The organism is Arthrobacter sp. SLBN-112, from assembly GCF_006715225.1.
In the GTDB taxonomy this organism is placed as follows: domain Bacteria; phylum Actinomycetota; class Actinomycetes; order Actinomycetales; family Micrococcaceae; genus Arthrobacter.
The window spans coordinates 2,676,014-2,699,480 of record NZ_VFMU01000001.1 but is presented as its reverse complement, the minus strand read 5'-3'; the positions used below and the strand labels follow the sequence as shown (position 1 = coordinate 2,699,480).

The 23,467-nt window shown below is 66.6% G+C and carries 24 protein-coding genes; 3 read left to right on the top strand and 21 right to left on the bottom strand.

The window, feature by feature from the left end; genetic code table 11:
* The first annotated feature begins 117 nt into the window (after positions 1–117).
* Positions 118–741: a class I SAM-dependent methyltransferase gene (locus FBY33_RS12500; RefSeq protein WP_142030845.1), complete on the top strand. Its 624-nt coding sequence runs from the start codon at positions 118–120 to the stop codon at positions 739–741.
* On the opposite strand, the gene dapF is transcribed toward FBY33_RS12500, so the two are convergent.
* From dapF to FBY33_RS12470, 6 genes are all read right to left on the bottom strand, one after another.
* On the bottom strand, positions 713–1,657 hold the full coding sequence (gene dapF, locus FBY33_RS12495) for a diaminopimelate epimerase (protein WP_142030844.1): 945 nt from the start codon (positions 1,655–1,657) through the stop codon (positions 713–715). The genes FBY33_RS12500 and dapF overlap by 29 nt on opposite strands.
* Before the next feature lie 44 nt (positions 1,658–1,701).
* A complete protein-coding gene (gene miaA, locus FBY33_RS12490) occupies positions 1,702–2,598 on the bottom strand; it encodes a tRNA (adenosine(37)-N6)-dimethylallyltransferase MiaA (RefSeq protein WP_142030843.1) in 897 nt (298 codons plus the stop codon).
* A gap of 2 nt (positions 2,599–2,600) precedes the next feature.
* Positions 2,601–4,175, bottom strand: coding sequence for a tRNA (N6-isopentenyl adenosine(37)-C2)-methylthiotransferase MiaB (miaB, locus tag FBY33_RS12485; RefSeq protein ID WP_142030842.1), 1,575 nt, complete (start codon positions 4,173–4,175; stop codon positions 2,601–2,603).
* A gap of 3 nt (positions 4,176–4,178) precedes the next feature.
* Complete coding sequence (locus FBY33_RS12480; protein ID WP_142030841.1) at positions 4,179–4,679, bottom strand: regulatory protein RecX; 501 nt, start codon at positions 4,677–4,679, stop codon at positions 4,179–4,181.
* A gap of 120 nt (positions 4,680–4,799) precedes the next feature.
* Positions 4,800–5,855: a recombinase RecA gene (gene recA / locus FBY33_RS12475; protein ID WP_142032844.1), complete on the bottom strand. Its 1,056-nt coding sequence runs from the start codon at positions 5,853–5,855 to the stop codon at positions 4,800–4,802.
* Positions 5,856–6,035: 180 nt separating this feature from the next.
* A complete protein-coding gene (locus FBY33_RS12470; RefSeq protein WP_142030840.1) occupies positions 6,036–6,269 on the bottom strand; it encodes a DUF3046 domain-containing protein in 234 nt (77 codons plus the stop codon).
* 41 nt (positions 6,270–6,310) lie between these two features.
* Between FBY33_RS12470 and FBY33_RS12465 the strand changes: the two genes are divergently transcribed.
* Positions 6,311–6,841, top strand: a complete 531-nt coding sequence (locus tag FBY33_RS12465; RefSeq protein WP_142030839.1) for a MarR family winged helix-turn-helix transcriptional regulator — start codon at positions 6,311–6,313, stop codon at positions 6,839–6,841.
* A 105-nt stretch (positions 6,842–6,946) separates the two neighbouring features.
* Here the strand turns inward: FBY33_RS12465 and FBY33_RS12460 are convergent, their stop codons facing one another.
* The 7 genes from FBY33_RS12460 to FBY33_RS12430 all read right to left on the bottom strand — a co-directional run bounded on the left by FBY33_RS12460 (position 6,947) and on the right by FBY33_RS12430 (position 14,890).
* Entirely contained in the window at positions 6,947–7,399 is a 453-nt protein-coding gene (locus FBY33_RS12460) for a helix-turn-helix domain-containing protein (protein WP_018771597.1), read from the bottom strand.
* Between the two features lie 167 nt (positions 7,400–7,566).
* Positions 7,567–8,046 (bottom strand): CinA family protein, encoded by a 480-nt coding sequence (locus FBY33_RS12455; protein WP_142030838.1) that lies wholly within the window; start codon positions 8,044–8,046, stop codon positions 7,567–7,569.
* Positions 8,043–8,705 (bottom strand): CDP-diacylglycerol--glycerol-3-phosphate 3-phosphatidyltransferase, encoded by a 663-nt coding sequence (pgsA, locus tag FBY33_RS12450; protein WP_142030837.1) that lies wholly within the window; start codon positions 8,703–8,705, stop codon positions 8,043–8,045. The genes FBY33_RS12455 and pgsA overlap by 4 nt, the downstream gene beginning before the upstream one ends.
* Positions 8,706–8,722: 17 nt before the next feature.
* A complete protein-coding gene (locus tag FBY33_RS12445; RefSeq protein ID WP_142030836.1) occupies positions 8,723–11,620 on the bottom strand; it encodes an FtsK/SpoIIIE family DNA translocase in 2,898 nt (965 codons plus the stop codon).
* A 181-nt stretch (positions 11,621–11,801) separates the two neighbouring features.
* Positions 11,802–13,493, bottom strand: a complete 1,692-nt coding sequence (locus tag FBY33_RS12440) for a ribonuclease J (protein ID WP_142030835.1) — start codon at positions 13,491–13,493, stop codon at positions 11,802–11,804.
* A gap of 40 nt (positions 13,494–13,533) precedes the next feature.
* A complete protein-coding gene (gene dapA, locus FBY33_RS12435; RefSeq protein ID WP_142030834.1) occupies positions 13,534–14,442 on the bottom strand; it encodes a 4-hydroxy-tetrahydrodipicolinate synthase in 909 nt (302 codons plus the stop codon).
* Positions 14,443–14,500: 58 nt separating this feature from the next.
* On the bottom strand, positions 14,501–14,890 hold the full coding sequence (locus tag FBY33_RS12430) for a hypothetical protein (protein WP_235010554.1): 390 nt from the start codon (positions 14,888–14,890) through the stop codon (positions 14,501–14,503).
* A 101-nt stretch (positions 14,891–14,991) separates the two neighbouring features.
* On the opposite strand from FBY33_RS12430, the gene FBY33_RS12425 reads away from it, so the two are divergent.
* Complete coding sequence (locus FBY33_RS12425; RefSeq protein WP_142030833.1) at positions 14,992–16,227, top strand: heparan-alpha-glucosaminide N-acetyltransferase domain-containing protein; 1,236 nt, start codon at positions 14,992–14,994, stop codon at positions 16,225–16,227.
* A gap of 118 nt (positions 16,228–16,345) precedes the next feature.
* Here the strand turns inward: FBY33_RS12425 and FBY33_RS12420 are convergent, their stop codons facing one another.
* The 8 genes from FBY33_RS12420 to FBY33_RS12385 form a co-directional block, all read right to left on the bottom strand.
* The gene (locus FBY33_RS12420; protein ID WP_142030832.1) at positions 16,346–17,335 is read right to left on the bottom strand and encodes a TM2 domain-containing protein; all 990 of its coding nucleotides are present in this window, start codon (positions 17,333–17,335) and stop codon (positions 16,346–16,348) included.
* A 249-nt stretch (positions 17,336–17,584) separates the two neighbouring features.
* Entirely contained in the window at positions 17,585–18,067 is a 483-nt protein-coding gene (locus FBY33_RS12415; protein WP_142030831.1) for a hypothetical protein, read from the bottom strand.
* Between the two features lie 3 nt (positions 18,068–18,070).
* Complete coding sequence (gene dapB / locus FBY33_RS12410) at positions 18,071–18,841, bottom strand: 4-hydroxy-tetrahydrodipicolinate reductase (RefSeq protein WP_142030830.1); 771 nt, start codon at positions 18,839–18,841, stop codon at positions 18,071–18,073.
* A 113-nt stretch (positions 18,842–18,954) separates the two neighbouring features.
* Positions 18,955–19,446: a molybdenum cofactor biosynthesis protein MoaE gene (locus FBY33_RS12405; protein ID WP_142030829.1), complete on the bottom strand. Its 492-nt coding sequence runs from the start codon at positions 19,444–19,446 to the stop codon at positions 18,955–18,957.
* Positions 19,436–19,948, bottom strand: a complete 513-nt coding sequence (locus FBY33_RS12400) for a MogA/MoaB family molybdenum cofactor biosynthesis protein (RefSeq protein ID WP_142032840.1) — start codon at positions 19,946–19,948, stop codon at positions 19,436–19,438. Before FBY33_RS12400 ends, FBY33_RS12405 begins: the two co-directional genes overlap by 11 nt.
* 14 nt (positions 19,949–19,962) lie before the next feature.
* Positions 19,963–20,454, bottom strand: a complete 492-nt coding sequence (gene moaC / locus FBY33_RS12395) for a cyclic pyranopterin monophosphate synthase MoaC (protein WP_142030828.1) — start codon at positions 20,452–20,454, stop codon at positions 19,963–19,965.
* Complete coding sequence (locus tag FBY33_RS12390) at positions 20,442–21,707, bottom strand: molybdopterin molybdotransferase MoeA (RefSeq protein ID WP_142030827.1); 1,266 nt, start codon at positions 21,705–21,707, stop codon at positions 20,442–20,444. Before FBY33_RS12390 ends, moaC begins: the two co-directional genes overlap by 13 nt.
* Before the next feature lie 39 nt (positions 21,708–21,746).
* Positions 21,747–23,357, bottom strand: a complete 1,611-nt coding sequence (locus tag FBY33_RS12385; protein ID WP_142032838.1) for a molybdopterin-dependent oxidoreductase — start codon at positions 23,355–23,357, stop codon at positions 21,747–21,749.
* Between the last annotated feature and the right edge of the window lie 110 nt (positions 23,358–23,467).

The following is a 23,467-nucleotide window of genomic DNA, read 5'->3' as shown; positions in this document are numbered from 1 at the left end:
AGGGACGGGCGTGGCCCGAGCCAGCTACTCGAAGATCAGGAACATGCCATCCAGCGTAGCAGAGCGGATTTTGCGCGGTTTCCCATTACGCTGCAAGGGGAACTACTCTGGCCAGTTATGGAGTCCGCACACTATTTCAGCACGTCCCCCGCCGGCCCCTTCACCCGGAAGCCCCTTACCGTGGAGTTGGCCGGTGAAACGCGGAGACTCCAGACTTCCACGGGCATCTTCAGCCCGGACGGAATCGACAAGGGTACAGCGGTGCTCCTGGCCGAAGTTCCGGCGCCGCACCCCCAGGGCAACCTGCTGGATATTGGCTGCGGCTGGGGTCCCATCGCGCTCAGTATGGCCCTGCTGGCGCCCGGGTCAAAGGTCTATGCAGTGGATGTCAACGAACGCTGCGTCACCCTGACCAACGAAAACGCCGCTTCATTGGGACTCTCCAACGTCGTGGCCAGTACTCCCCAGGAGGTAGACCCCGACCTCCGGTTCGACACCATCTGGTCCAACCCGCCCATCAGGATCGGCAAGGAGGAACTGCACGCCCTGCTCATGCTGTGGCTTCCACGCCTGGCCGACGGCGGGACTGCCTGGCTGGTGGTGCAGAAGAACCTGGGCTCTGATTCCCTTCAGCGCTGGCTGGCCGCCGAACTCGACACATCCTTCAGGGTTACCCGCGAATCAACCTCAAAGTCCTTCCGCATCCTGAAGGTTACGAAAGCGTCCCGCTCGCCACAATAACGGCGGGGCCGCTGAGCTCAACGTGCTCGTGGCCGGCGGGGCCGGCGAAGAACTTCACGCCCACCACTCCGCCCGGAACGTGGACACGCCAGGCGTCCGGCGCTTCCGGGCCGGCCCAGTGCCGGATGGCCACGGCGGCAGCACAGGCACCCGTGCCACAGGACTGGGTCTCCCCCACACCCCGTTCGTGCACCCGCATGGTCACAGAGCCCACACCCTCATGGACCAGCGGCTCCGCGGGAACCACGAACTCCACGTTGGTCCCGTTTGGCGGCACCGGATCGACCTTGGGCGCTGTGAAGAGCCGGGTACCTTCGAGTTCGCCCAGTTCCGCGAGGGCCACCACCGTGTGAGGGTTGCCCATGCTCACGGAGAGGGCCGGCCGGGGAACTTCCAGCCCATCGGCGGTGACCAGGGAATCCATGGCCTTGGCGCTTGCTTCCCCGGGGAAGATGAACTCCCAGGGGCCCATGTCCACGGCATAACCGTTCCCCGTCCGGACCACGGTCTTTACCCCGCCGCGGGTGCCGATGGTGAGCGATCCGCCGTCGGGCAGGTCGATCAGGCCCTCGGACCGCAGGAAGTGGACGAACACCCTCACACCGTTGCCGCACATTTCCGACAGTGAGCCGTCGGCATTGCGGTAATCCATGAACCATTCCGCGTCCGGGGCTTCGGTGAGCAGTTCCTGGCCCTCGGGCAGGAAACGGGACGGGACCGCACGGATCAGGCCGTCGGCGCCGATCCCCCGGTGCCGGTCGCAGAGCGCGGCGGCCTGGTCCGCACCGATGGCGTGGACGCCCTCGGGGTCGGCCACCAGGACGAAATCGTTGCCGGTTCCGTGCCCCTTGGAAAAGCGGAGCCCGCTCAGCGTGTGCAGGACGGGTCCGGTGGTTTCGGCGGGGGTTGCATTCATGGTCCCAAGCGTAGCGGCGCATGCCGCCGGCGCTGAAACTGCAGCTACCGGCACAACTCCGCTGCCTGGCCGACGAGTCCAGGTTCCTGCCAGTCCAGCCAGGTGATGCGGGGGTCGGCGCGGAACCACGTCAGTTGACGGCGGGCGAACTGCCGCGTGGCCACGATGGTCTCCTCCGCGGCGTCTGCAACGGTGGACGTGCCATCGACCACGCGCAGGAACTGTGAATAGCCAAGCGCCCGGGAGGCGGTTTTGCCCCGCCGCAGGCCCCGGCCATCGAGCAGCCGGACTTCCTCCAGCAGGCCGGCCTCCACCATCCGGTGCACCCGTTCCGCCAGGCGCTCCCGCAGGACTTCCCGGTCCACGCTCAGGCCCACTTGGACCGCCGGCCGGTAGTACTCCCGCCGGGGCATGAAGGAACTGAAGGGCCGTCCGGTGAGTTCGTGGACTTCCAGGGCGCGGATAATCCGCCGGGCGTCTGAGACCCTGTCAGCGGAAACGGGGTCCACGGCCCTCAACCTGTCCAGGAGCGCCTGGGTGCCCAGCTGCGCGTGGTCCGCCTCCAGCCGTGCACGCAGTGCTGGGTCTGTCCCCGGGAATTCCAGGACATCCAGGGCAGCCCGAACATACAGCCCGGAGCCGCCGGCCAAAATTGCTCGTTTGCCGCGGGCATGGATGTCCTTGATGACGGCCCGGGCCTGCTGCTGGAAGTCGGACACGCTGGCTTCCTGCGTTACGTCCAGGATATCCAGGAGGTGGTGCGGCACTCCCCTCCGCTCGGCCATCGTGATCTTGGCGGTGCCGATGTCCATGCCGCGGTAGAACTGCATGGCATCGGCGTTGATGACCTCGCCGTCCAGTTCCAGGGCGAGGTTGACGGCGAGGTCGGACTTACCGGAGCCGGTGGGACCGACGACGGCGATGACGGGCGGGGCGGCCACCTTCAGCGGGTGCGCAGCGGCAGCGAGGGCATGCCCAGGGAGACAGCCTTGGCTTCAGTGCCGGAACCAGGCGCGGGCGCACCGCAGGAGTCCGCCTGGGACCTGTCCCAGGCATCTCCCGCACGTGAGCGGCGCAGGCTGTAATCCTGGGGAGCGGGATCGGCCACCAGGTGGAAGGCTGCGGCCTCGGTGATGGTGACGGTAACGAGGTCCCCGGGCCTGGGGGCAGGAGCGCCGTCCGGGACCGAGAAGTGCACCAGCCGCTGATCCTGGGAGCGGCCGGACAACCGATGGGTTTCCCCGGATTTCCGTCCGGACTGTGCGGTGACCATGACCTCGAGCCTGCGGCCGAGTTGCTTCCGGTTTTCCTCGGCAGCGATCCGGTCCTGGAGGGCGGTGAGGCGTTCGAAGCGCTCCTGGACAACAGCCTTTGGCAGCTGCTCAGGCAAATCGGCGGCGGGCGTGCCGGGGCGCTTTGAATATTGGAAGGTGAAAGCGGTGGCAAAGCGGGACTTTTCCACCACGTCCAGCGTCGCCTGGAAGTCCTCCTCGGTTTCGCCGGGGAACCCGACGATGATGTCGGTGGAGATGGCGGCGTGCGGAATCCTGTCGCGGACCTTGTCCAGGATGCCCAGGAACTTGGTGGACCGGTAGGAACGCTTCATGGCCTTGAGGATGCGGTCCGAACCGGATTGCAGCGGCATGTGGAGCTGTGGCATCACGTTGGGCGTCTCGGCCATGGCGTCGATGACGTCATCGGTGAAGGCGGCCGGATGCGGGCTGGTGAAGCGGACGCGTTCAAGGCCTTGGATATCGCCGCAGGCGCGAAGGAGCTTGGAGAAGGCCTGCCGGTCCCCGAATTCGACACCATAGGAGTTGACGTTCTGGCCAAGGAGGGTCACTTCGATGGCGCCGTCGTCCACAAGCGCCTGGATTTCGGCGAGGATGTCACCTGGCCGGCGGTCTTTCTCCTTGCCGCGGAGGGCCGGCACGATGCAGAAGGTGCAGGTGTTGTTGCAGCCGACCGAGATGGACACCCAGCCGGAGTAGACGGAGTCGCGTTTTGTGGGCAGCGTGGATGGGAAGACGTCCAGGGACTCCAGGATTTCAAGCTGGGCCTCATTGTTGTGCCGTGCCCGGTCCAGGAGTGCGGGCAGGGCACCAACATTGTGGGTGCCAAAGACAGCATCCACCCATGGTGCCTTCTTGAGGATGGTTTCGCGGTCCTTTTGGGCCAGGCACCCACCCACAGCGATTTGCATACCGGGGTTGGCTGCCTTGACGGGGGCCAGGATGCCGAGGTTGCCGTAGAGCTTGTTGTCGGCGTTTTCCCGGACAGCGCACGTATTGAACACCACAACGTCAGCATGTTCGCCATGCGCCGGTACATAGCCCGCATCCTCAAGCATGCCGGCCATCCGCTCCGAGTCGTGCACGTTCATCTGGCAACCGAACGTGCGGACCTGGTAAGTACGCGGCTGCGCTCCACCGACTGGAACGGACCCGGATTGCGGGACAGCCTCGGGCTCAACGGACGGGGCAGCGCCGGAATGGGGGGAAGGAATGGTCAAACTCACCAGTTAAGGGTACCGGCTTTGGAGCATGTCGCCGTCGGGATCATGCCGGGAATCCATGACGTCATTGACGATCCGGAACGCCTGGGAGGGCTGGTACCCCTTCCTTGCCAGCATGGAGGCCAGCCGCCGGACAGCTTTGTCCCGTTCCACCCGGTCGGATAAGTCCGTCCCGGGCCGGAGTTTGCGCTCTACCAGGGTGCGTGCAGCCGATTCCTCGTCGGCGTCGGTCAGCTGCTCCAAGGCGGAAGCCGCTGTCTCCTGGTCAATGCCTTTCTCTGCGAGTTCACGCCCGAGAGCACCCTTGGCAAGCTTGCGGGACTGGGAACGGCTCCTGACCCACATGTCCGCGAACTCGGCGTCATTGATCAGGCGGACTTCCTGGAACTTGTCCAGCACCGCCTCGGCGACGTGTTCGGGGATATTCCGCTCCGCCAGCTTCCGGGCAAGCTGCAGCCTGCTCTTGGGGGCTGCCGTGAGCTGCCGGTACACAATGGCCTGCGCCACCGTGAAAGGATCCGGTTCGGCGTCAACAGCCTGCGGATCCTCTGGAACGTTAAAGCCGTCCGGCGGCCCTGAAGAAGGGCCGCCGGTACGGGCCCGCCGTGAACGTGGTCCGGTCAAGGGTTAGAACCCGTCGACGGCTTTCAGCTTTGGCGTGTCCTTGGACTCATCCTCGGCAGGTTTTACGCCGACACCGAGCTTCTCCTTGATCAGTCGCTCCAGTTCCGCCGCGAGCTCGGGGTTGTCGCGCAGGAAGCGGCGCGAGTTCTCCATGCCCTGGCCCAACTGGTCGCCGTCGTACGTGAACCAGGAGCCGGACTTCTTGATGATGCCATGCTCCACACCCATGTCGATGATGCCGCCTTCGCGGGAGATGCCCTGGCCATAGATGATGTCGAATTCGGCGACCTTGAAGGGCGGGGCCATCTTGTTCTTGACGATCTTGGCTTTGGTCCGGTTGCCAACCGAATCCGCGCCCTCCTTGAGGGTCTGGATCCGCCGGACGTCGATGCGGACCGAGGCGTAGAACTTCAGGGCCTTACCACCGGTGGTGGTTTCGGGGGAACCGAAGAAGACGCCGATCTTTTCGCGGAGCTGGTTGATGAAGATGGCGGTGGTCTTGGTCTGGCTCAGGCGGCCGGTGATTTTACGGAGGGCCTGGCTCATGAGCCGGGCCTGGAGGCCCACGTGGCTGTCGCCCATGTCGCCTTCGATTTCAGCGCGCGGCACCAGGGCGGCGACGGAGTCGATGACGATAACGTCCAGCGAGCCGGAGCCGACCAGCATGTCCATGATCTCCAGCGCCTGCTCACCGGTGTCCGGCTGCGAGACCAGGAGGGCGTCGGTGTCCACACCCAGCTTGGCGGCGTAATCGGGGTCCAGGGCGTGTTCGGCATCGATGAACGCTGCGATCCCGCCCGCGCGCTGGGCACTTGCCACGGCGTGCAGGGCAACGGTGGTCTTACCGGAGGATTCAGGACCATAGATTTCGATGACACGGCCGCGCGGGAGCCCGCCAATGCCCAGGGCGACGTCCAAAGCGATGGAGCCGGTGGGGATGACTTCGATCGGGGCGCGGACTTCGTCGCCCAGGCGCATGACCGAGCCCTTGCCGAACTGCTTGTCAATCTGGGCAAGCGCTGCTTCCAGCGCTTTTGCACGATCCGGGGCTGCCGCCATGGTTGACACCTCTAATGCTTTCTCGATGGTGGCCTTCGCGGCCGTTTTATTGGTCATCTCTGACGCTAATCGGACCCACTGACATTCCGGCCTGAGGACAACGGCTATGTGGATAAGCCCAATGGAAAAAGCATAGCGTTATCCGAACAGGTATTCGAAGAGTGCCGGCTCTGCGGCGTGTCAGGCGCCCTGATCGCGGCGCGGAGCGATGTCCCGGCCCAGCCGCCGTTCAGCCGGCACGTCCTGGACGTCGCAGACTGCCAGCCACACCTTGCGGGGGTCGACGCCTGAAGCCAGGGCCTGCTCGGCGGTGCGGCTGCCCACACTGGCAAGGACCAGGGTACTGCTCAGCACGCGGGAGTATCCCGCGCCGAACTCGTCATCCATCAGACGCCAGTACTCGCTGATTCGCATCGGTAAATCCTCTCATGATTGCGGACCCTAGAATTGTTGCCATGAGCAACTCCCCTGACCTCCCGCCGCAGCAGGACGCCGGCGATGATGCCGCCGATACCGCGCTGCAGAACGTCGAACACCAGATCAGCCTCTTTTGGCGGCGGGCCAGGGCCATCTCCAACCAGCTCTCGCGCCAAGTCCACCCCGACATGGAGCCTGCGGCCTACGGGCTGTTGACGGTGATCCGGAGGGAAGGCCCCATCCGCCTGACCGAGCTCGCCATGAACATCGGGGTGGGCAAACCGTCGGTCAGCCGGCAGATTGCCTTCCTGGAAAGCCTGGGGCTGGTGTCCAAGGAAGCGGATCCCCAGGACCGCCGTGCACAGTCCATCCGGTTGACGCCAAAGGGCGAAGAGAAGATGCACCAGGTCCAGGACGCGAGGCGCCAGGTTTTCCAGGAGCGGCTGCGTGAGTGGCCGGTGGAGGACCTGCAGGAACTGGCCCGCTACATGGCCAAGTTGAACTCCACCTATGAGCGTGACGGGTTTCCCAGGGAAGGTACGGGCGGATCCACGGCAGAGGAGGAATAGCCCGCCCGGGTAACAACGGGTACATCAACCGCGTGACATGCCAGAAGCCCCCGGCGTGGCCGGGGGCTTCTGCATTCCAGGGCCCACCTGCGGTGGGGGCTGCCTTTACCGGGCGCCGGAGAGAAGGCCTGTGGAGAGTTCGTCGTTCAGTTCAGTGTTGAGGTCGCGTTCCAGGTCACGGCCGTAACGCTGGGAGAATTCCTGCGGAACGGTGTCCGGAACTGCGACGCCTTCGGCTACTGCCACACGGTCGCTGACCTCACGGAGCATGCTTGACAACGGAACATCCAGTGCCGAGCAGATCGAGGACAGGAGCTCTGACGATGCTTCCTTCTGGCCGCGCTCCACTTCGCTGAGGTATCCCAGGGAGACGCGGGCGCTGTGCGAAACTTCACGGAGCGTGCGTCCCTGACGCTGGCGGACATCGCGCAGCACATCACCGATTTCGTGACGAAGTACTACCATCTTGCGCTCCTTCTGTTCGCTCTTAGCCTGTTCGGCGAGGCCCACATCCTTCCAGCGGACAACGCCGTTTACGGATACGGGCTGCTTTACCATCTGTATCGCCTTGCTCCCTCATTGGTCAGGTCCGCCGTGGGCGAACCGTCGTGGTCATTTCATCCTAGGCGCCTCCGCTATCCGGAAGCGACACAATGTAATAACTAATCGGTACCGGCTTTTGTTCCCGCCAACTTTACGCCCGGTAACTTGGGGTCGGCCAAGTGTCAGTCGGACAGTGCTTCAAGGAGCCGTTCCAGGGCGGCGGCGCAGGCCGCGCCCCTGATGTCGGGCCTGCTGCCGGTAAAGGAGTATTCGAAAGCTGCGGTTCCGGCCGCCGTGGCAACCCCAACGTACACCCGCCCCACGGGCTTGCCGTCGTGGGCGTCCGGACCTGCCACCCCGGTTGTGGAAATTCCGACGTCGGCGGCCAGGACTGCGCGCGCCCCGGCAGCCATGGCACAGGCAACGTCCGGGTCCACTGAGCCGGCACTGGCCAGGAGGTCGGCCGGGACGTGCAATACCGATTCCTTCACGGAGTTCTGGTAGGCAATGACCCCGCCCTGCAGCATGCCGGAGGCGCCGGGCGTGTCGGCAAGGACAGCGGACACCATCCCGGCCGTCAACGATTCTGCTGTGGCGACCGTCCGCCCGGACTCGAGCGCCTGCCGGACAGCTTGCCCGGCCAAAAGGTGGAGGTTACTCATGCCTGGTCCTGCCCCGTCGCTGTTTCCTGCCCGGGGGCGGTCCCTGCCTGCCGCTTGCCCTTCGCCCGAAGGCGCAGTGCTTCGACAAAATATTCGACGCCGGTCCACAGCGTGATGGCCACGGCGGCCATCATGACGGCGAACGCCACCCAGGACATCCACGGCGCGAAGGCCCCGAACGGAAGGAGGTAGAGGAAGATCGCCGCCGTCTGCACGACAGTCTTGAGCTTGCCGCCGCGGGAGGCGGGAATGACCCCATAGCGGATCACGAAGAAGCGCAGTGCGGTGATGCCCCATTCCCGGACCAGGATCACCAGGGTTGCCCACCAGGCCAGCTCACCCAGCAGGGAGAGCATCACCAGCGCGGAACCGGTCAGGAGCTTGTCTGCGATGGGGTCGGCAATCTTCCCGAAGTCCGTGACGAGGTTCCGGCTCCTGGCGATGTCGCCGTCGAGCTTGTCCGTGTAGATGGCCACGGCGAACGCCGCCACCGCTGCCCAGCGCCACGGTCCGGAGGTACTGTGCAGCCCGGGCGCGTCCGCCACGAGGAACCATACGAAAAACGGGACCAGCGCGATGCGGATCATGGTCAGGATGTTGGGAAGGTTCCAGACTCCGGCACGGCCCTGGCCGGCGGCGGTTGCATCGGTGCTAGTCACGTTCCTAGGCTACCGGCCTAGCGCCCGGTGAGGGACCAGGCGTCCTCGGATCCCTCGTCATCATCGCCGTACCCGCCCGGAGCGGAATCCGCGCCGTCGTAATATTCGACGTTCTGGTTCCTCTTGTCCAGGTCGGCGGCCACAAGGTCCTCGGCGTAGCCGCCCTGGGCGATGTTGGCGTTGGCGTTGTCGCTGAGCGCTGCGGTTTGGGAGTCTGCGGCGGCGGGCGCTTCCTGGCCCTTCATGGCGGCCAGGACGGTGGCGAGGTCGTCCGGCTTCACCAGCACATCGCGGGCCTTGGAGCCTTCGGAGGGGCCCACCACGCCGCGGGATTCGAGCAGGTCCATGAGCCGTCCGGCCTTGGCGAATCCGACGCGGAGCTTGCGCTGCAGCATTGAGGTGGAGCCGAACTGCGTGGTGACCACCAGTTCGGTAGCCTGCAGCAGCACCTCGAGGTCGTCCCCGATGTCGTCATCGATCTGCTTCTTGGGCGCCTCGGCGGCTACGTCGTCGCGGTAGCTTGCCTGGAGCTGTCCCTTGACGTGCTCCACCACTTTATGGATTTCCGACTCAGTAACCCAGGCGCCCTGGACGCGCATGGCCTTGGAGGCGCCCATGGGCAGGAAGAGCGCATCACCCTGGCCAATGAGCTTTTCCGCGCCCGGCTGGTCCAGGACCACGCGGGAGTCGGTGACGGATGACGTGGCGAACGCCATGCGCGAGGGCACGTTGGCTTTGATCAGGCCGGTGACGACGTCCACGGACGGACGCTGGGTGGCCAGCACCAGGTGGATGCCGGCGGCCCGCGCGAGCTGGGTGATGCGGACGATCGAGTCTTCGACGTCGCGCGGCGCCACCATCATCAGGTCAGCAAGCTCGTCGACGATCACCAGCAGGTAGGGGTAGGGGCGGATGACCCGCTTGGAGTCCACGGGCGGCTGGACCTTGCCGGCGCGCACCGCCTTGTTGAAGTCGTCGATGTGCTTGAAGCCGTAGTTGGCGAGGTCGTCATAGCGCGCATCCATTTCACGCACCACCCACTGCAGGGCTTCCGCGGCCTTTTTGGGGTTGGTGATGATGGGCGTGATGAGGTGCGGGACGCCTTCGTAGGCAGTCAGTTCCACCCGCTTGGGGTCCACCATCACCATGCGCACCTCATCGGGGGTGGCGCGCATCAGGATGGAGGTGATCATCGAGTTTACGAAGGAGGACTTACCGGCGCCGGTGGCACCGGCCACCAGCAAGTGGGGCATCTTGGCCAGGTTGGCTACCACGTAGCCGCCCTCAACGTCCTTGCCCACGCCCATGACCATAGGGTGGTCCGTGCGCCGGGCGTTCTGGCTCCGCAGGACATCGCCCAGGGAGACCGTCTCGCGGTCCGTGTTGGGGATTTCGATACCGATGGCGGACTTGCCCGGGATGGGGCTGAGGATACGCACATCGCTGGACGCGACGGCGTAGGAGATGTTCTTGGACAGCGCGGTGACCCGCTCCACTTTGGTTCCCGGGGCAAGTTCGATCTCGTACCGGGTCACGGTGGGGCCGCGGCTGAAGCCGGTAACGGTGGCATCGACATTGAACTGCTGCAGGGTGTCCGTAAGGGCAGCGACGACGGCGTCATTGGCTTCCGTGCGTTCCTTCGGGATGGAGCCCGGGGTGAGGTAGTCCGAGGCAGGGAGCGTGTAAGTGACGTCTCCGGCCAGGGACAGTTGTTCAGTGCGCTGCGGAATGGGAACGGGCGGCGGCGCGGGGGCCACGGGATTCGACGGAACGGTGGGCGCAGCGGGCGCGGCCCCTGCCTTGCCCGGAGCCGCGGCACCGGGGATGACCAGCGGGATAGCCTCGGTGGCATTCTCCGCCGGGGGCGCCTGGGCGGCGGCACCCAGCCCCTGTGCCGCCTTGATCTTTTCGACGGCGATCTCCGCCTGGGTGGGGCGCCGCACTCCGGGCGCCGGCCGGGCGGGTTCGCGCTCGTCGTCGTCAATGACGGCGTGCTCGAAGGCCTCATCGCCCACGTAGCCCTCAAGGCCGGCGTCGGACTCCTGGCCCTTGCCGAACAGCTTGCGCTTCTTCTTGGGCGCCGCGGGTGTCGACCGTTCCAGGTAGCTGCGGTCGTGGGCGTCCCCGGGATGTTCCTGGTCCATCAGGTCGATGCCCATGAGGTGTTCGTAGGCTCCGCGGATCCGGCGCGGGATGGCCGTGAACGGGGTGGCGGTGATGATCAGCAATGACACAAAGGCCAGCAGGGCGTAGAGGACCACGGGCACGGCGGGGTGGATGGCGGCCAGCGGCGTAGCAGCCAGGAAGCCGAGCATGCCGCCGGCTTTGCGGAGGCCGTCGAAGCCGTCGGCAACCGTGGGCTGGCCGCCCAGGATGTGCGCCAGCCCGCACCCGGCGAACGTCATGATCAGGAAGCCGATGCCCACCCGGTTATTGCCCCGGCCGTCTGAGGGCTGGCGGAACAGCCGGAAGGCGCACACGAAAAGCATGAGCGGGAGCAGCAGGGAGATCCAGCCGAAGGTGCCGTTCACCACGGCGTAGACGGCGTCCGGGAACCAGCCCGTCAGACCCCACCAGGCGAAGGTGGCGATGAAGACGCCCAGGGCCAGGTTGAACAGGGCGGCGCCGTCGCGGCGTTCCTCCGCGGGGATGTCGCTGACGTCGTGGCCAATGCGGCGCACTCCCCCGCCCACCAGGTGGCCCACTCCCAGCCACGCTCCGCCCACGACGCGCAGCAGCCAGGGCTGGTGGTGTTCGACGGCGGGAAGCTGGCGGGTGCGTGCGGTGCTGGATGAGCCGCCGCGCCTCGTCTTGCTGGCGGTGGAGCCGGGTCCGCGGCCTGTGGAGCTGCCGGCTTTGCTGGCGGAGCTCCCCCTGCCGGTACCTTTGGGCGCGGAAGTAGTACGTGTGGCCATACTGCCACGGTACCGGAAGCAGGCTGTGATTCCGGGGATATCGGGGCCCCCGGCCTACCCGCCGCACGGCGGGGAGGGACCCCGGACGGACGCTCCGAAGGACCATCCTGATCCGCGGAAGGGCCCGGTTCATGATGAACCGGGCCCTTCCGGGGATCCACTGACGCGGTGCCGCCTGGTATCAGGCCTCGAGCACCACGGGAATGATCATGGGCTTGCGGCGCAGCTTGCGGTTGACCCAGGTGCCCACGACGCGGCGCACTACCTGCTGGAGCTGGTGGCTGGTGTGGTCGGCGTGGTTCTGGACCGCTTCCTCCAGTGCAGCGTTGATCTTGGGGATGATGTCATCGAACACCGAATCGTCCTCGGCAACGCCGCGGGCGTGGATCTCCGGGCCGGACACCACCTTGCCGGTGGCGCGGTGGATGACCGTGATGATGGAGATGAAGCCCTCATCTCCCAGGATGCGGCGGTCCTTGAGGTCGGCGTCGGTGATCTCACCCACGCTGGAGCCGTCCACGTAGACGAAGCCAACCTCCACCTGGCCAACAATGTCTGCCTGGTGGTCGCGGAGGTCAATGACGGTGCCGTTGTCCGCAAGGAGGACGCTGGCATCCGGGACGCCGGACTCAATGGCGATCTTGCCGTTGGCAATCAGGTGCCGGGTTTCGCCGTGCACCGGCATGGCATTGAGCGGCTCAAGGATGTTGTAGCAGTAAAGCAATTCTCCGGCGGCGGCGTGGCCGGATACGTGGACCTTGGCGTTGCCCTTGTGGATCACGTCGGCGCCAAGCTTCAGGAGGCCGTTGATGATCCGGAACACGGCGTTTTCGTTGCCCGGGATGAGGCTGGAGGCCAGGATGACGGTGTCGCCCTCGCCCACCACCACCCGGTGGTCGCCGTTGGCCATCCGGGACAGGGCGGCCATGGGCTCGCCCTGCGATCCGGTGGACATGAGTACCACGCGGTTGTCCGGGAGGTTGTCGATGTTCTTGATGTCCACGATCAGCCCGGCGGGGACGTCCAGGTAGCCCAGCTTCTCGGCAATGGCCATGTTGCGGACCATGGAGCGGCCCACGAAGGCCACCTTGCGGTTGTGCTTGGCCGCGGCGTCCAGGACCTGCTGCACGCGGTGGACGTGGGAGGAGAAGGAAGCCACGATGATGCGCTTGGTGGCCTGGCCGAACAGCCGCTCCAGCGTGGGGCCGATTTCCTTCTCCGCGGTGGTGAATCCGGGGACATCGGCGTTGGTGGAGTCGGACATGAAGAGGTCCACGCCCTCTTCGCCCAGCTTGGCGAAGTGCCGCAGGTCGGTGATGCGTCCGTCCAGCGGCAGCTGGTCCATCTTGAAGTCGCCGGTGTGCAGGACGGTACCGCCCACGGTGCGGATGAACACGGCCAGGGCGTCCGGGATGGAGTGGTTCACGGCCACGAACTCGCATTCGAAGGGCCCGAACTTCTCCACCTGGCCCTCTTCCACGGTCAGCGTGTAGGGCCGGATGCGGTGCTCCTGCAGCTTCGCCTCGATCAGGGCGAGGGTCAGCTGGGATCCCACCAGGGGGATGTCGTTGCGCAGGCGCAGCAGATACGGCACGGCGCCGATGTGGTCCTCGTGGCCGTGCGTGAGGATGACGGCCACGACGTCGTCCAGCCGGTCCTCGATGTACGAGAAGTCGGGCAGGATCAGGTCAACACCGGGCTGGGTTTCCTCTGGAAAGAGGACGCCGCAGTCCACGATCAGCAGCTTGCCGTCGATTTCGAACACGGCCATGTTCCGGCCGATCTCCCCCAGGCCGCCAAGCGGAACGATCCGGAGCGTACCCTGGGGCAGGCGCGGAGGGGTGACAAGGCCGGTAAGGGCAGATTGGGTCATAGTGCACTACTTTCCAGGCGGAAGGGTGCCGGTCTTAGCCTCAGGAGAAGACCAGCCCCGCTTCCGCCAAATCCCCGCGGATGGTTTCGATCTCGGTTTCGTCCGGCTCCACGAGGGGCAAACGGACAATCGAGTTGGGCAGGACTCCCTGCCATTTAAGAATCTGTTTGGCCGCCACGGCGCCTTGGACCCGGGTCATGGTTGCGCGGACCACCGGCTGCAGCTCGAAGTTGATCTTGCGCGCGGTGCCGAGGTCGTTGGCGTTGATGGCGTCGATGAGTTCGCGGAAGCGGCGGGTGGCGACGTGGGTGGTAACGCCCACCAGGCCGACGGCGCCCAGCGCCATCCAGGGAAGGGTCAATCCGTCGTCGCCCGAGTAGAACAGGAGGTCCGTTTCCGCCATGACACGGGTGGCTGCCATAAAGTCGGCCTTGGCGTCTTTGACGGCCACGATGTTGGGGTGCTGCGCCAACCGGATCATGGTGTCGGGTTCGATCGCGATGGAGGACCGGCCGGGGATGTCGTACAGCATCACGGGTACGTCCACGGCGGAGGCGATGGTCTCGAAGTGGGCGCGGACACCGGCCTGGCTGGGCTTGTTGTAGTAAGGGGTCACCAGGAGGAGGCCGTCGACGCCGAGGGCGGCAGCCTGCTGGGAAAGGTGGACCGAGTGCGCGGTGTCGTTGGTACCGGTACCGGCAATGATGGCCGCACGGCCGCCCACTGCCTCCTTCACGGCGCGGAACATGCCGAGGTTCTCATCGTCCGTCAGCGTGGAGGTTTCACCGGTGGTGCCGGTGACCACCAGGCCGTCACAGCCGTCGTCGACCAGCTTGCTGGCCAGCGCTGCCGCCTGGTCGTAATCCACTGCGCCGTCCTTGGTGAACGGCGTGACCATGGCGGTCAGGAGGGTACCGAGGGCAGGGATGTGCGCGGAAGAGTCAGCCATGGAAAAAACGTTACCCTGTCCCTGGCTGGTTAGGACAATGCCACGGGCGTGACAAGCGTCAAATACGGTTCCGGCCGGACTGCCGCGCGTCCGTTCCGGCATGGCAATAGCGGCCGACGGCGGCCTGCCGGAGGTCCTCCGCCCAGGAGGCGAGCCGCTGCGCCGCCCGGACGTAGTGGAACAGCTCGGTGGGCGTCAGGGCGTCAATGTCCGTTTCCGCCAGCCGGCGCGCAAGCTCCGCCCCTTCGGGCTGGGCGGCCAGGCTGACGCCTTCCCGTTCCCACTGGACGTCCTCGGCCGGGCGCCCGGAGACAAGCTGGCGGAACAGGTAGTCCACCACGCCCGGACTCATGGCCTTCAACAGCCCACCTCCGGCGTTCCCGCCGGCGGGCACCGGTGGAGGGTTGAATCCCTGCGGGGCAACGGCTTCTGATGGTGGCATCTCCATGCACCCCATAGTATTCGAACATATATTCGAATACAAGGATTTGCTGGACTGCGCCCTCGCTGTGACAGCAACGCCACAGGCGCATGTGAGACGATCTGGTCATGACGTCCCGCACCCCGGCCACCCGGCCCCGGAAGACCGCAAGCCGTCACCAACCGGGCCGCCTCCGGGGCGTCGATGCAGCCCGCGGCCTGGCGTTGCTGGGCATGATGGCCACCCACCTGCTGCCGACGTTCGAATCGAATGCGGATCTCACGCCGACCTGGATCGGCCTCACGTTTTCCGGACGCGCTGCCGCCCTGTTCGCCGTGCTGGCGGGCGTGGGACTTTCCCTGTCCACGGGGAAGGACAAGCCGTTGCAGGGCCCCGAGCTCTCGGCGGCCCGCCGCGGCGTGGCACTGCGCGCCCTGGTGATTGCCGCGGTCGGGCTGACCCTGGGCGCCCTGGAAGTGAACGTGGCCATCATCCTGGTCCACTACGCCGTGCTGTTCCTGTGCGTCCTCCCCTTCCTGGGACTGGGCGTAAAGCGCCTGTGCCGGTGGGCCGCTGGCTGGATCCTGGTGTCGCCGGTGCTGGCCTACCTGCTGCGGCCCTGGCTCCTTGCCCCCGAGCCGCCCCTGAGGCTGGGCCACAACCCACGCTGGGAGGACCTCGGAACACCGTCCCGGCTGCTCGCCGACCTGTTCCTCACGGGCTACTACCCCGTCCTGCAGTGGCTGGCCTACCTGCTGGTGGGACTGGCCATTGGCCGGCTGCTCCTGGCCAGGACAGTGGTGCCCGTGCTGCTGCTGGTGGGCGGAACAGTGGTGGCTGTGGTGGCCAAGACCCTGGGTGTGGCGGCGATGGAGGATTGGGGCGGCCGGGCAGCCCTGGAGAAGGTCCTCAACTCACCGGGATACCCGCTGGGCAGCGTACTGCAGGTGAACCTGGCCGGACTGCCCCAGGAGGGTTCGTGGTGGTGGCTGGCATCGGCCGCACCGCATTCCGGCACCCCGCTTGACCTGCTGCATACCTCGGCCGTGGCGGCGGCCGTCATCGGTGCGTGCCTGCTCCTGGAGCGCCTCGCCGAATGGGTCGACCTGGACCTGCTGCTGCCGTTGCGGGGGCCCGGTGCCATGACGCTGACCCTGTACACCGTCCATGTCTGGGTGGTCTCCGGCTTCTACCTCAAACCCCTGCCGGCAGGCTGGACCGAGGACGGGATGTACTTTGCCCACGCCGCCCTTGCCATCGGTGTGGGCATCGTGTTCGCGCGGCTGATGTGGCGGGGCCCGCTGGAATGGTTGGGCCATGGGGCAAGCCTGGTGGGGCGTGGCGGCTTTAAGGCCCTGGCCTGAACCCCAGGGGTTGCACACGGGCTGCGCGAGGAGCTTCGCATCACCTGAAAAGGAACCCGCGGCCGGCCACTGAATGGCGCCGCGGGTTCCCTTCCTGACAGTTAAGTTGCGCCCCGGGCTATTGCGGGGTCAGCGGGAAAGTTGCCGTCTTGTCGCCGTAGTCATCGTTCACCACCACCTGGACTGGGCCTTTCTTCACGTCGAACGCAATGACACCTTTGCGGACATCGCCGGCGCCGACCTCATCGGTGGGCAGGGCTCCCAGTCCCTCATCCAGGTAGACCAGTTCGCCCTCTTTGCCGTCGGCATCGTAGACCGCGAAATTCGATGGGCTGGAGAAGCTGCTGCCGGTCAGCGTCTCCCAGGAAACCTGTACCGCCAGGAAGCCGCCATTCTTCGGTTCCAGATAGGTCATGCCCGGTATCTCGGTGGTGTAAATGGAGTCAAGAACGCCGATCTTCACAGTGTTGCCTTCGGAGACCGTGGCCACGAAGGAGTTCGCACCGGCCCCGGTTCCGGCTGACGGGGAGGTCCCATTTGACGGCGTGGTCCCGGTCGAGGGCGCGGGGGCGGCTTGGGAAGCCGAAGGAAGTTCCGGCGGAACGGGGATGTTCCGGCCGTTGACCGCAGCAGTAATCATGGCCACGGACATTATGGTCAGCACAACGCCGGTTATGATGCTCACCAGCCAAACGACGCCGGTGATGATCCAGGCCTTCTTCTTGTTCTCCGGGTAGCCGTCCAGGGGACGGCGATCTTTGTCCCTGGTGTTCCCGGTCAAGGTCATGACCAGGTCCACAATGGACCAGATACCCAGGCCCCCAGCCGTCAGCAGCTTGGCAACACCCGAGCCGATCTTGCCAAGGTAGAAGCGGTCGGCGCCAAAGGTGCCCAGGAGCAGGGACAGGATCCAGGTGGTCACGAAGGACTTGCGGGGCCGGTCGGAGTATGGACCCTGCCCATAGGATCCCGGCTGGTACTCCCCCTGGGGGCCTGCCGGGTACCGCCCCTCGAAGGAGGGCTGCCCTTCAAAGCTGGGTGGCGCTGGGGGAATCGGCGGCGCCGACGGTCCGCTCTGGGGCGCGTGGGGGTAGTTCGGGTGGCTCATTGGTCGTCCTTTGTAAAGGTGTGCAGGTGCGCATGTGGGGTTCAAGGGACGACCGTGGCGGAATAAACGCCAACCCCATGTCCGCCCCCCAAGCCGGAAAATGTTGCACACCGAACCTACCGCATACGGCATGCAGCAGCGATGGGCAGAAATACCCATCGCAGAAGATGAGCGGCCGCCGGCAGCCGCCACTGATGTTGGTGCCTCCCCCCGCAGCAGGGTAGGTGGGAGTTTAGACCGTGCGTGGGGTTAGTGCGGCTGGGACGCCGCGGTGAAGAGCTTCACGGCGTCACGCATGGAAGAACGCGCGCGCTTGCGGTCCCCGGCCGCGTCATAGGCGCAGCTCAGCCTGAACCAGGAGCGCCAGTCGTCAGGAGCAGCCTCGGCTTCGACCCTGTACTTTTCGAACTCCGCGTCGGCAGCGGCGCGGACGATCCTGCCGCCGGGTGTGCGGGGAAGTTCATCCACGGGCAGCCCGCCCTCGGCTTCCAGGACCTTGGCCATCTGCTCCGTGCGGGCACCGAACATCAGCTCGCGGATCAGGGCCCACGCACCAACGATGGGCAGCACCAGGTAGGCAGCGCCGATGGCCTTGGCCGTCAGGTTGCTGTCCGCCAGGAGCAGGAGGGAACGCTGGAAGGACACCACCAGGTAGAAGACCAGCAGCAGGGTCACCGCTCCCACCCAGATCTTGGTGCGGTTCTTCCGGAAGCCGGCTGCGAACGGGTTCACGGCCTAGAGCCCCAGGTCCAGGAAACCGTCCAGGCCTACGGTCAGGCCGGGGTGCGCGGCGACGTTGCGAATGCCCAGGAGCACGCCGGGCATGAATGACGCGCGGTCGAAGGAGTCATGGCGGAGGGTCAACTGCTCGCCGGGACCGCCCAGCAGGACTTCCTGGTGCGCCACCAGGCCGCGGAGCCGGACACTGTGGACGCGGACGCCGTCCACCTCGCAGCCGCGCGCGCCGGCACGTTCGGTGGTGGTGGCATCGGGGCTGGGCGGCACCTGGGCTGCCTTGCGTTCAGCGGCAATGAGTTCTGCGGTGCGGACGGCGGTGCCGGAGGGGGCGTCCACCTTGTCCGGATGGTGGAGCTCGACGATTTCAACGGATTCGAAGTACTTGGACGCCTTTGCGGCGAAGGCGGAGGCCAGCACCGAGCCCAGGGCAAAGTTCGGCGCAATGAGTACGCCTGTTTCCGGGTGCCGGGCCAGGAGGGACTCCAGCGCGGACAGGCGGCCGGCGTCCCAGCCGGTGGTGCCCACCACGGCGTGGATTCCATGCTCGACGGCGAAGCGGACGTTCGCTTCGGTGCTTTCGGGGACTGTCAGGTCCACCAGGTACCGGGCACCTGAGGCGGTCAGCTGCTCCAGTGAGTCACCCCGTCCCAGGGCTGCGACGAGCTTCATGTCGGGCGCGGCATCAATGGCCTTGACGGCCTCGGCGCCCATGCGTCCGTTGGCACCAAGGACGGCCACCAGCTTGGAAACGGGGTGTTGTTCGGTCATGGCGTTAACCCTACCGGCGGGACAGGTTGGTGCAGGAACCGTGCAGCGTGCGTTACCTCGCAGTTGGGGCATCCTGCGGGCGCGCATTGAGCGGCGCCTGGCCCAGGACGGCATCAGCCGCCTGCGCCCACCCATTCCACGGTGCCGTCCACGAAGAACTGTTCCTTCCAGATGGGCACCTGTTCCTTGATGCGGTCCACCAGTTCGGAGCAGACTGCAAAGGCCTGCCCGCGGTGCGCAGCGGATACCGCGCACACCAGCGCCGGGTCCCCGATCTCCAGCGTCCCGATCCGGTGTGCGGCCCAGATCCGGACCGGCTGGCCGGCCTTGCCCCCGGAAGTCTCCCCGGCAGCCTCCTCCGCCACGGCGTTTTGCTCGGCAACCAGCCGGGCGACGACGTCGGCCATCACCTGGTGGGCCGTGGGGTGCGCACTGTAGCTGAGGCGCTCAACGGCCTTGCCGCCGTCGTGGTTGCGCACAACCCCGCTGAAGCTGACCACCGCGCCCGCGGTGTCGCTTTCCACCGCGGCAATCGCCTGGTCCACGGAAATGGGATCCGCGCTCAGGACCGCCCGCACTACCTCGAATGCTGCTTCAGTGCCCATGTCCGCCTTCCAGCTGGTCGCAAAGGTGCCCGATCACCGGGTCCAGGACGCTGAGTCCGTCCATGACGCCCTTCGGTGACCCGGGCAGGTTCACAATGAAGGTCCGGCCCGCGGCGCCGGCGTAGCCCCTGCTCAGGGCGGCCAGCGGGGTCTTGGCAGCACCGGCCCGCCTGATCGCTTCCATGATTCCGGGGATTTCCCGGTCCAGCAGGGGCAGGGTGACGTCAGGCGTGCGGTCGTCCGGGCTGAGGCCGGTGCCGCCGCTGGTGATGACGACGGCAGGTCGCTGGGTGAGGAGCGCCCTGATGGCAGCGCCGACGGGCTCGCCGTCGGGGACCACCATGGCCGGGAAGACGTCGAAGCCGTGTTCCGTGAGCCAGTCGGTGATCACGGGGCCCGTTTCGTCGTCGTAGATGCCGGCCGCGGCGCGGGTGGACGCGATTACGACGCCGGCCTTGCGCCCCTGCACGTCGCCGTGCCGGTGGGGTTCGGAGACGTCCATGATGTTGGGGTTGGTCACAGTGCCCAGTCTCCGCTCTTGCCGCCGCTCTTGGCCAGCACCTTGATATCCGTCAGGACGGCATGCTTGTCCACTGCCTTGATCATGTCGTAGACACTAAGGGCTGCCACGGACACTGCGGTCAGGGCCTCCATTTCCACTCCGGTGACGCCCCTGGTCTTGACGGTGGAGGTTACCGTCACGGCGTCAGTGTCGAGTTCGAAGTCAACGGTGACTTTTGAAAGGGGCAGCGGGTGGCAGAGCGGTATCAGGTCCGGCGTCTTCTTGGCTGCCATGATGCCCGCCACGCGGGCCACAGCCAGGGCATCGCCCTTGGGGAGCCCGCCAGTGCCCAGGAGCTGCATCACCTCGGCGGTGGTCCTGACGGTGGCGGTGGCCGTAGCCTCCCGGGTGGTCTCGGCTTTGGCGGAGACATCCACCATCTGGGCGCTGCCGTCCTGGCGCAGGTGCGTCAGTGCGGGGGTATGTTCTGCGTTCACAGCATCCATACTTCCACCTCGTCGCCGTCGGCGAGTTCCGTTACTCCGGCAGGAATGTGGACCAGGACGTTCGATCCGGCGAGGGCGTGCATCAGGTGCGAGCTCTCGCCGCCCTCCAGCCGAACGGTTCCGTCCGGCTGCAGGCTGCCGCGCCGGACCTGGTGCTTGTGCCCGGGCGAGGCTAGTTTCCCGCCCGCCCCTCCAAGGTCAAGGCGGGCGCGCAGCGGCAGCCTTCGGGCCGGCGTCCCCAGCAACTCCGCCAATGCGGGGCGGAGGAACATCTCGAAGGACACCAGGCAGCTGACCGGATTGCCGGGAAACCCAAGGAAAGGGACGCCGTCGAACGTTCCCAGTCCCTGGGGCCCGCCCGGCTGCATGGCCACGTGCAGGAAGTCCACCGGCTGGTCCGCCATTGCCTGACGCACCACCTCGTAGGCCCCCTTGCTGACCCCGCCGGTGGTGACGATCAGGTCAGCCCCCTCGATTTCGGTTCTGAGCAGCGCCTGGAGCTCAGCCGGGTTGTCGGTGGAAATTCCGGTGCGCCGGACTGTCAGGCCCGCCTGTTTCATGGCGGCTTCCAGGAGTGTTCCGTTGGAGTCGTAGATTTTGCCCGGCGGGAGTGGCTGGCCCGGTTCCACCACTTCGTCCCCTGTGGTAACCAGCAGGACGGTCACGGCCTTGTACACGGTCACCTCCGGCATTCCGAGCGCCGCCAGCAGCCCCAGTTGGGCCGGTCCCAGGCACGTCCCGGCGGCCAGGGCCCGCTCCCCCGCCCTGATGTCGCTGCCGGCAGCGCGCACGAACGTTCCGGGTGCGGTGACGGGCAGCGTTACTGCCTGCCCGTCACCGGATGCCAGGAAGTGGTCCGGTAGCGCCTTTTCGATCGGTACGACGGCGTCGGCCCCCGCCGGGATCATGGCACCTGTCATGATGGGCGCCGCAGCTCCCGGCTGGAGCCGTTGCGGGCTTGACCCGGCAGGAACCGGAGGCATGATGCGCAAGGGCGCGCCGCCGTCGGAAAGGTCAGCGGAGCAGACGGCATAGCCGTCCATCTGGGAATTCGCGAAGGGGGGAAGGCTGAGCGGCGCCAGGAATCCGTGCACCAGGCCGCGTCCCAGCGCTTGGCTGAGCGGCAGGGTCTCCGTGCGGTCCGCTGACTGGAGCGGCCGGAGAATTGCCACGACGGCGGCGGCATGTTCAGCGACAGACCGGGCGTGCTCCGCTGCGTGGTGGGCGGGGCCGTGTGGGGTGTGGCTGGTCATGGGTACGCCTTTGGTCTGGGCCGTCAGGGGTCTGGGCCGTCAGGATTTCACGTCCACTCTAACGGTGTGGAATCCGGTGGCGCCGTCGGGTGCCGGTGGACGTGCGGTTTCGTCCTGGGGTTCGCCCGCCAGGGTGGTGGCGCGCACCTGGACCTCGTACTGCCCGGGGGTGAGGTCCACGGCCACCTTCCACTGGTACCAGGTGTCGGCGGAGATCCCCGTGGCGAGATCCGCTTCCCGCCATGGTCCGCGGTTGATCCGCAGTTCCACCTTCCTGACGCCGGTGTGCTGGGCCCAGGCGACTCCGGCGAAAACAACCGTTCCCGCATTGACCGGGCGGCCGCTGCGGGGGACGTCGATGCGGGACGACGTCTTGATGGGCCCGCGCTCGGACCAGCCACGCGGAGTCCAGTATCCGGCGTCGTCGGCGAACCGGGTGACTTTGAGTTCGGTGACCCATTTGGTGGCCGAGACATAGCCATAGAGGCCCGGAACCACCATGCGGACCGGGAAGCCGTGCTCCAGCGGCAGCGGTTCGCCGTTCATGCCCACGGCCAGCAGGGCATCCCGGTTATCTGTGAGGACCGCCAGCGGCGTCCCGGCGGTCCAGCCGTCGGCGCTGCGGGAGAGGACCATGTCGGCGTCCGGCTGGGGACCGGCCAGGGCCAGCAGATCCCGGACCGGCCAGCCCAGCCAGCGGGCGTTTCCGATCAGGTCACCGCCCACGCCGTTGGAGACGCAGGCGATGGTGATGTGCCGTTCGGTCAGCGGCTTGGCCAGGAGGTCCGCGTAGGAGAGCTGGACTTCCCGGGCTACCTTGCCGGTTACTTTCAGGACCCAGGTATCCGGGTTCACCGCCGGGACGGACAGCGCGGTGTCGATCCGGTAGAAGTCCCGGTTTGGGGTTACCAGCGGTGTCGTCCCTGCAACACCCGATTCTGCAGCAGCAGGCACGGGCTTTGCCGGTGACGCCGCTGCGGGAAGGGTGATGCGTGCCCGGGCCTCGGTGACCGCCATGGTGGCCCCGCGCCAGATTCCTGCCAGTACTCCTCCCGCCGCAGAAGCCGCTGCGGTAACACCGAGGAACTGGAAGAAGCTGCGGCGGGATTGGGCGGCCACGGGGCCGGCCGTGGCTCCGGCAGCGGCAGCACGCTGGCTCGCTCTTGGTTGGACGGGCATTGACATGTCCCACGCGTGCAGCCTGCGCACCAGGACCCGCAACAGCACGACGGCGGCGCCTGCGGCCAGGAGCGGCGGGATGAGTGACATGGGGGTCATCTGGGAACGGGTCAGCACGGCGGCCGCTCCGGCGAGTCCGAAGATTCCCATCACGGCAGCACCGGTGAACCGGCGCCGATACTCGAGGACTCCGGCCAGCGCCGCCAGGACGGCGATGACCAGCGCCATTCCCACCAGGAGTGCCGCCTTGTCGGCCGTCCCGAAGACGGAGATGGCCCAGTCTTTAACGCCGGGAGGGACGGCGTCGATGACGGCGCCGCCAACGGCTGTCAAGGGTGACAGGGATGGGCTGACAACCCCCGCGGCCAACTCCCCCACTGCCACACCGGCGCCTGCGGCGGCTATCCCGGCAGCGGCAGCCCAACCGCCCCTGGCGTGCGGGACTGCCTGCAGCGGGACGGGACTCTCCATGCGCTCGCCAAGGCCAGCGCCGTCGTCGTCCGCTACCTGCCGGCGCTGGGAACTCTTCACATCTTCCAGCATAGGTTTGCCAAGGGTCGCCGGCGGCGGTGCGCCCATAC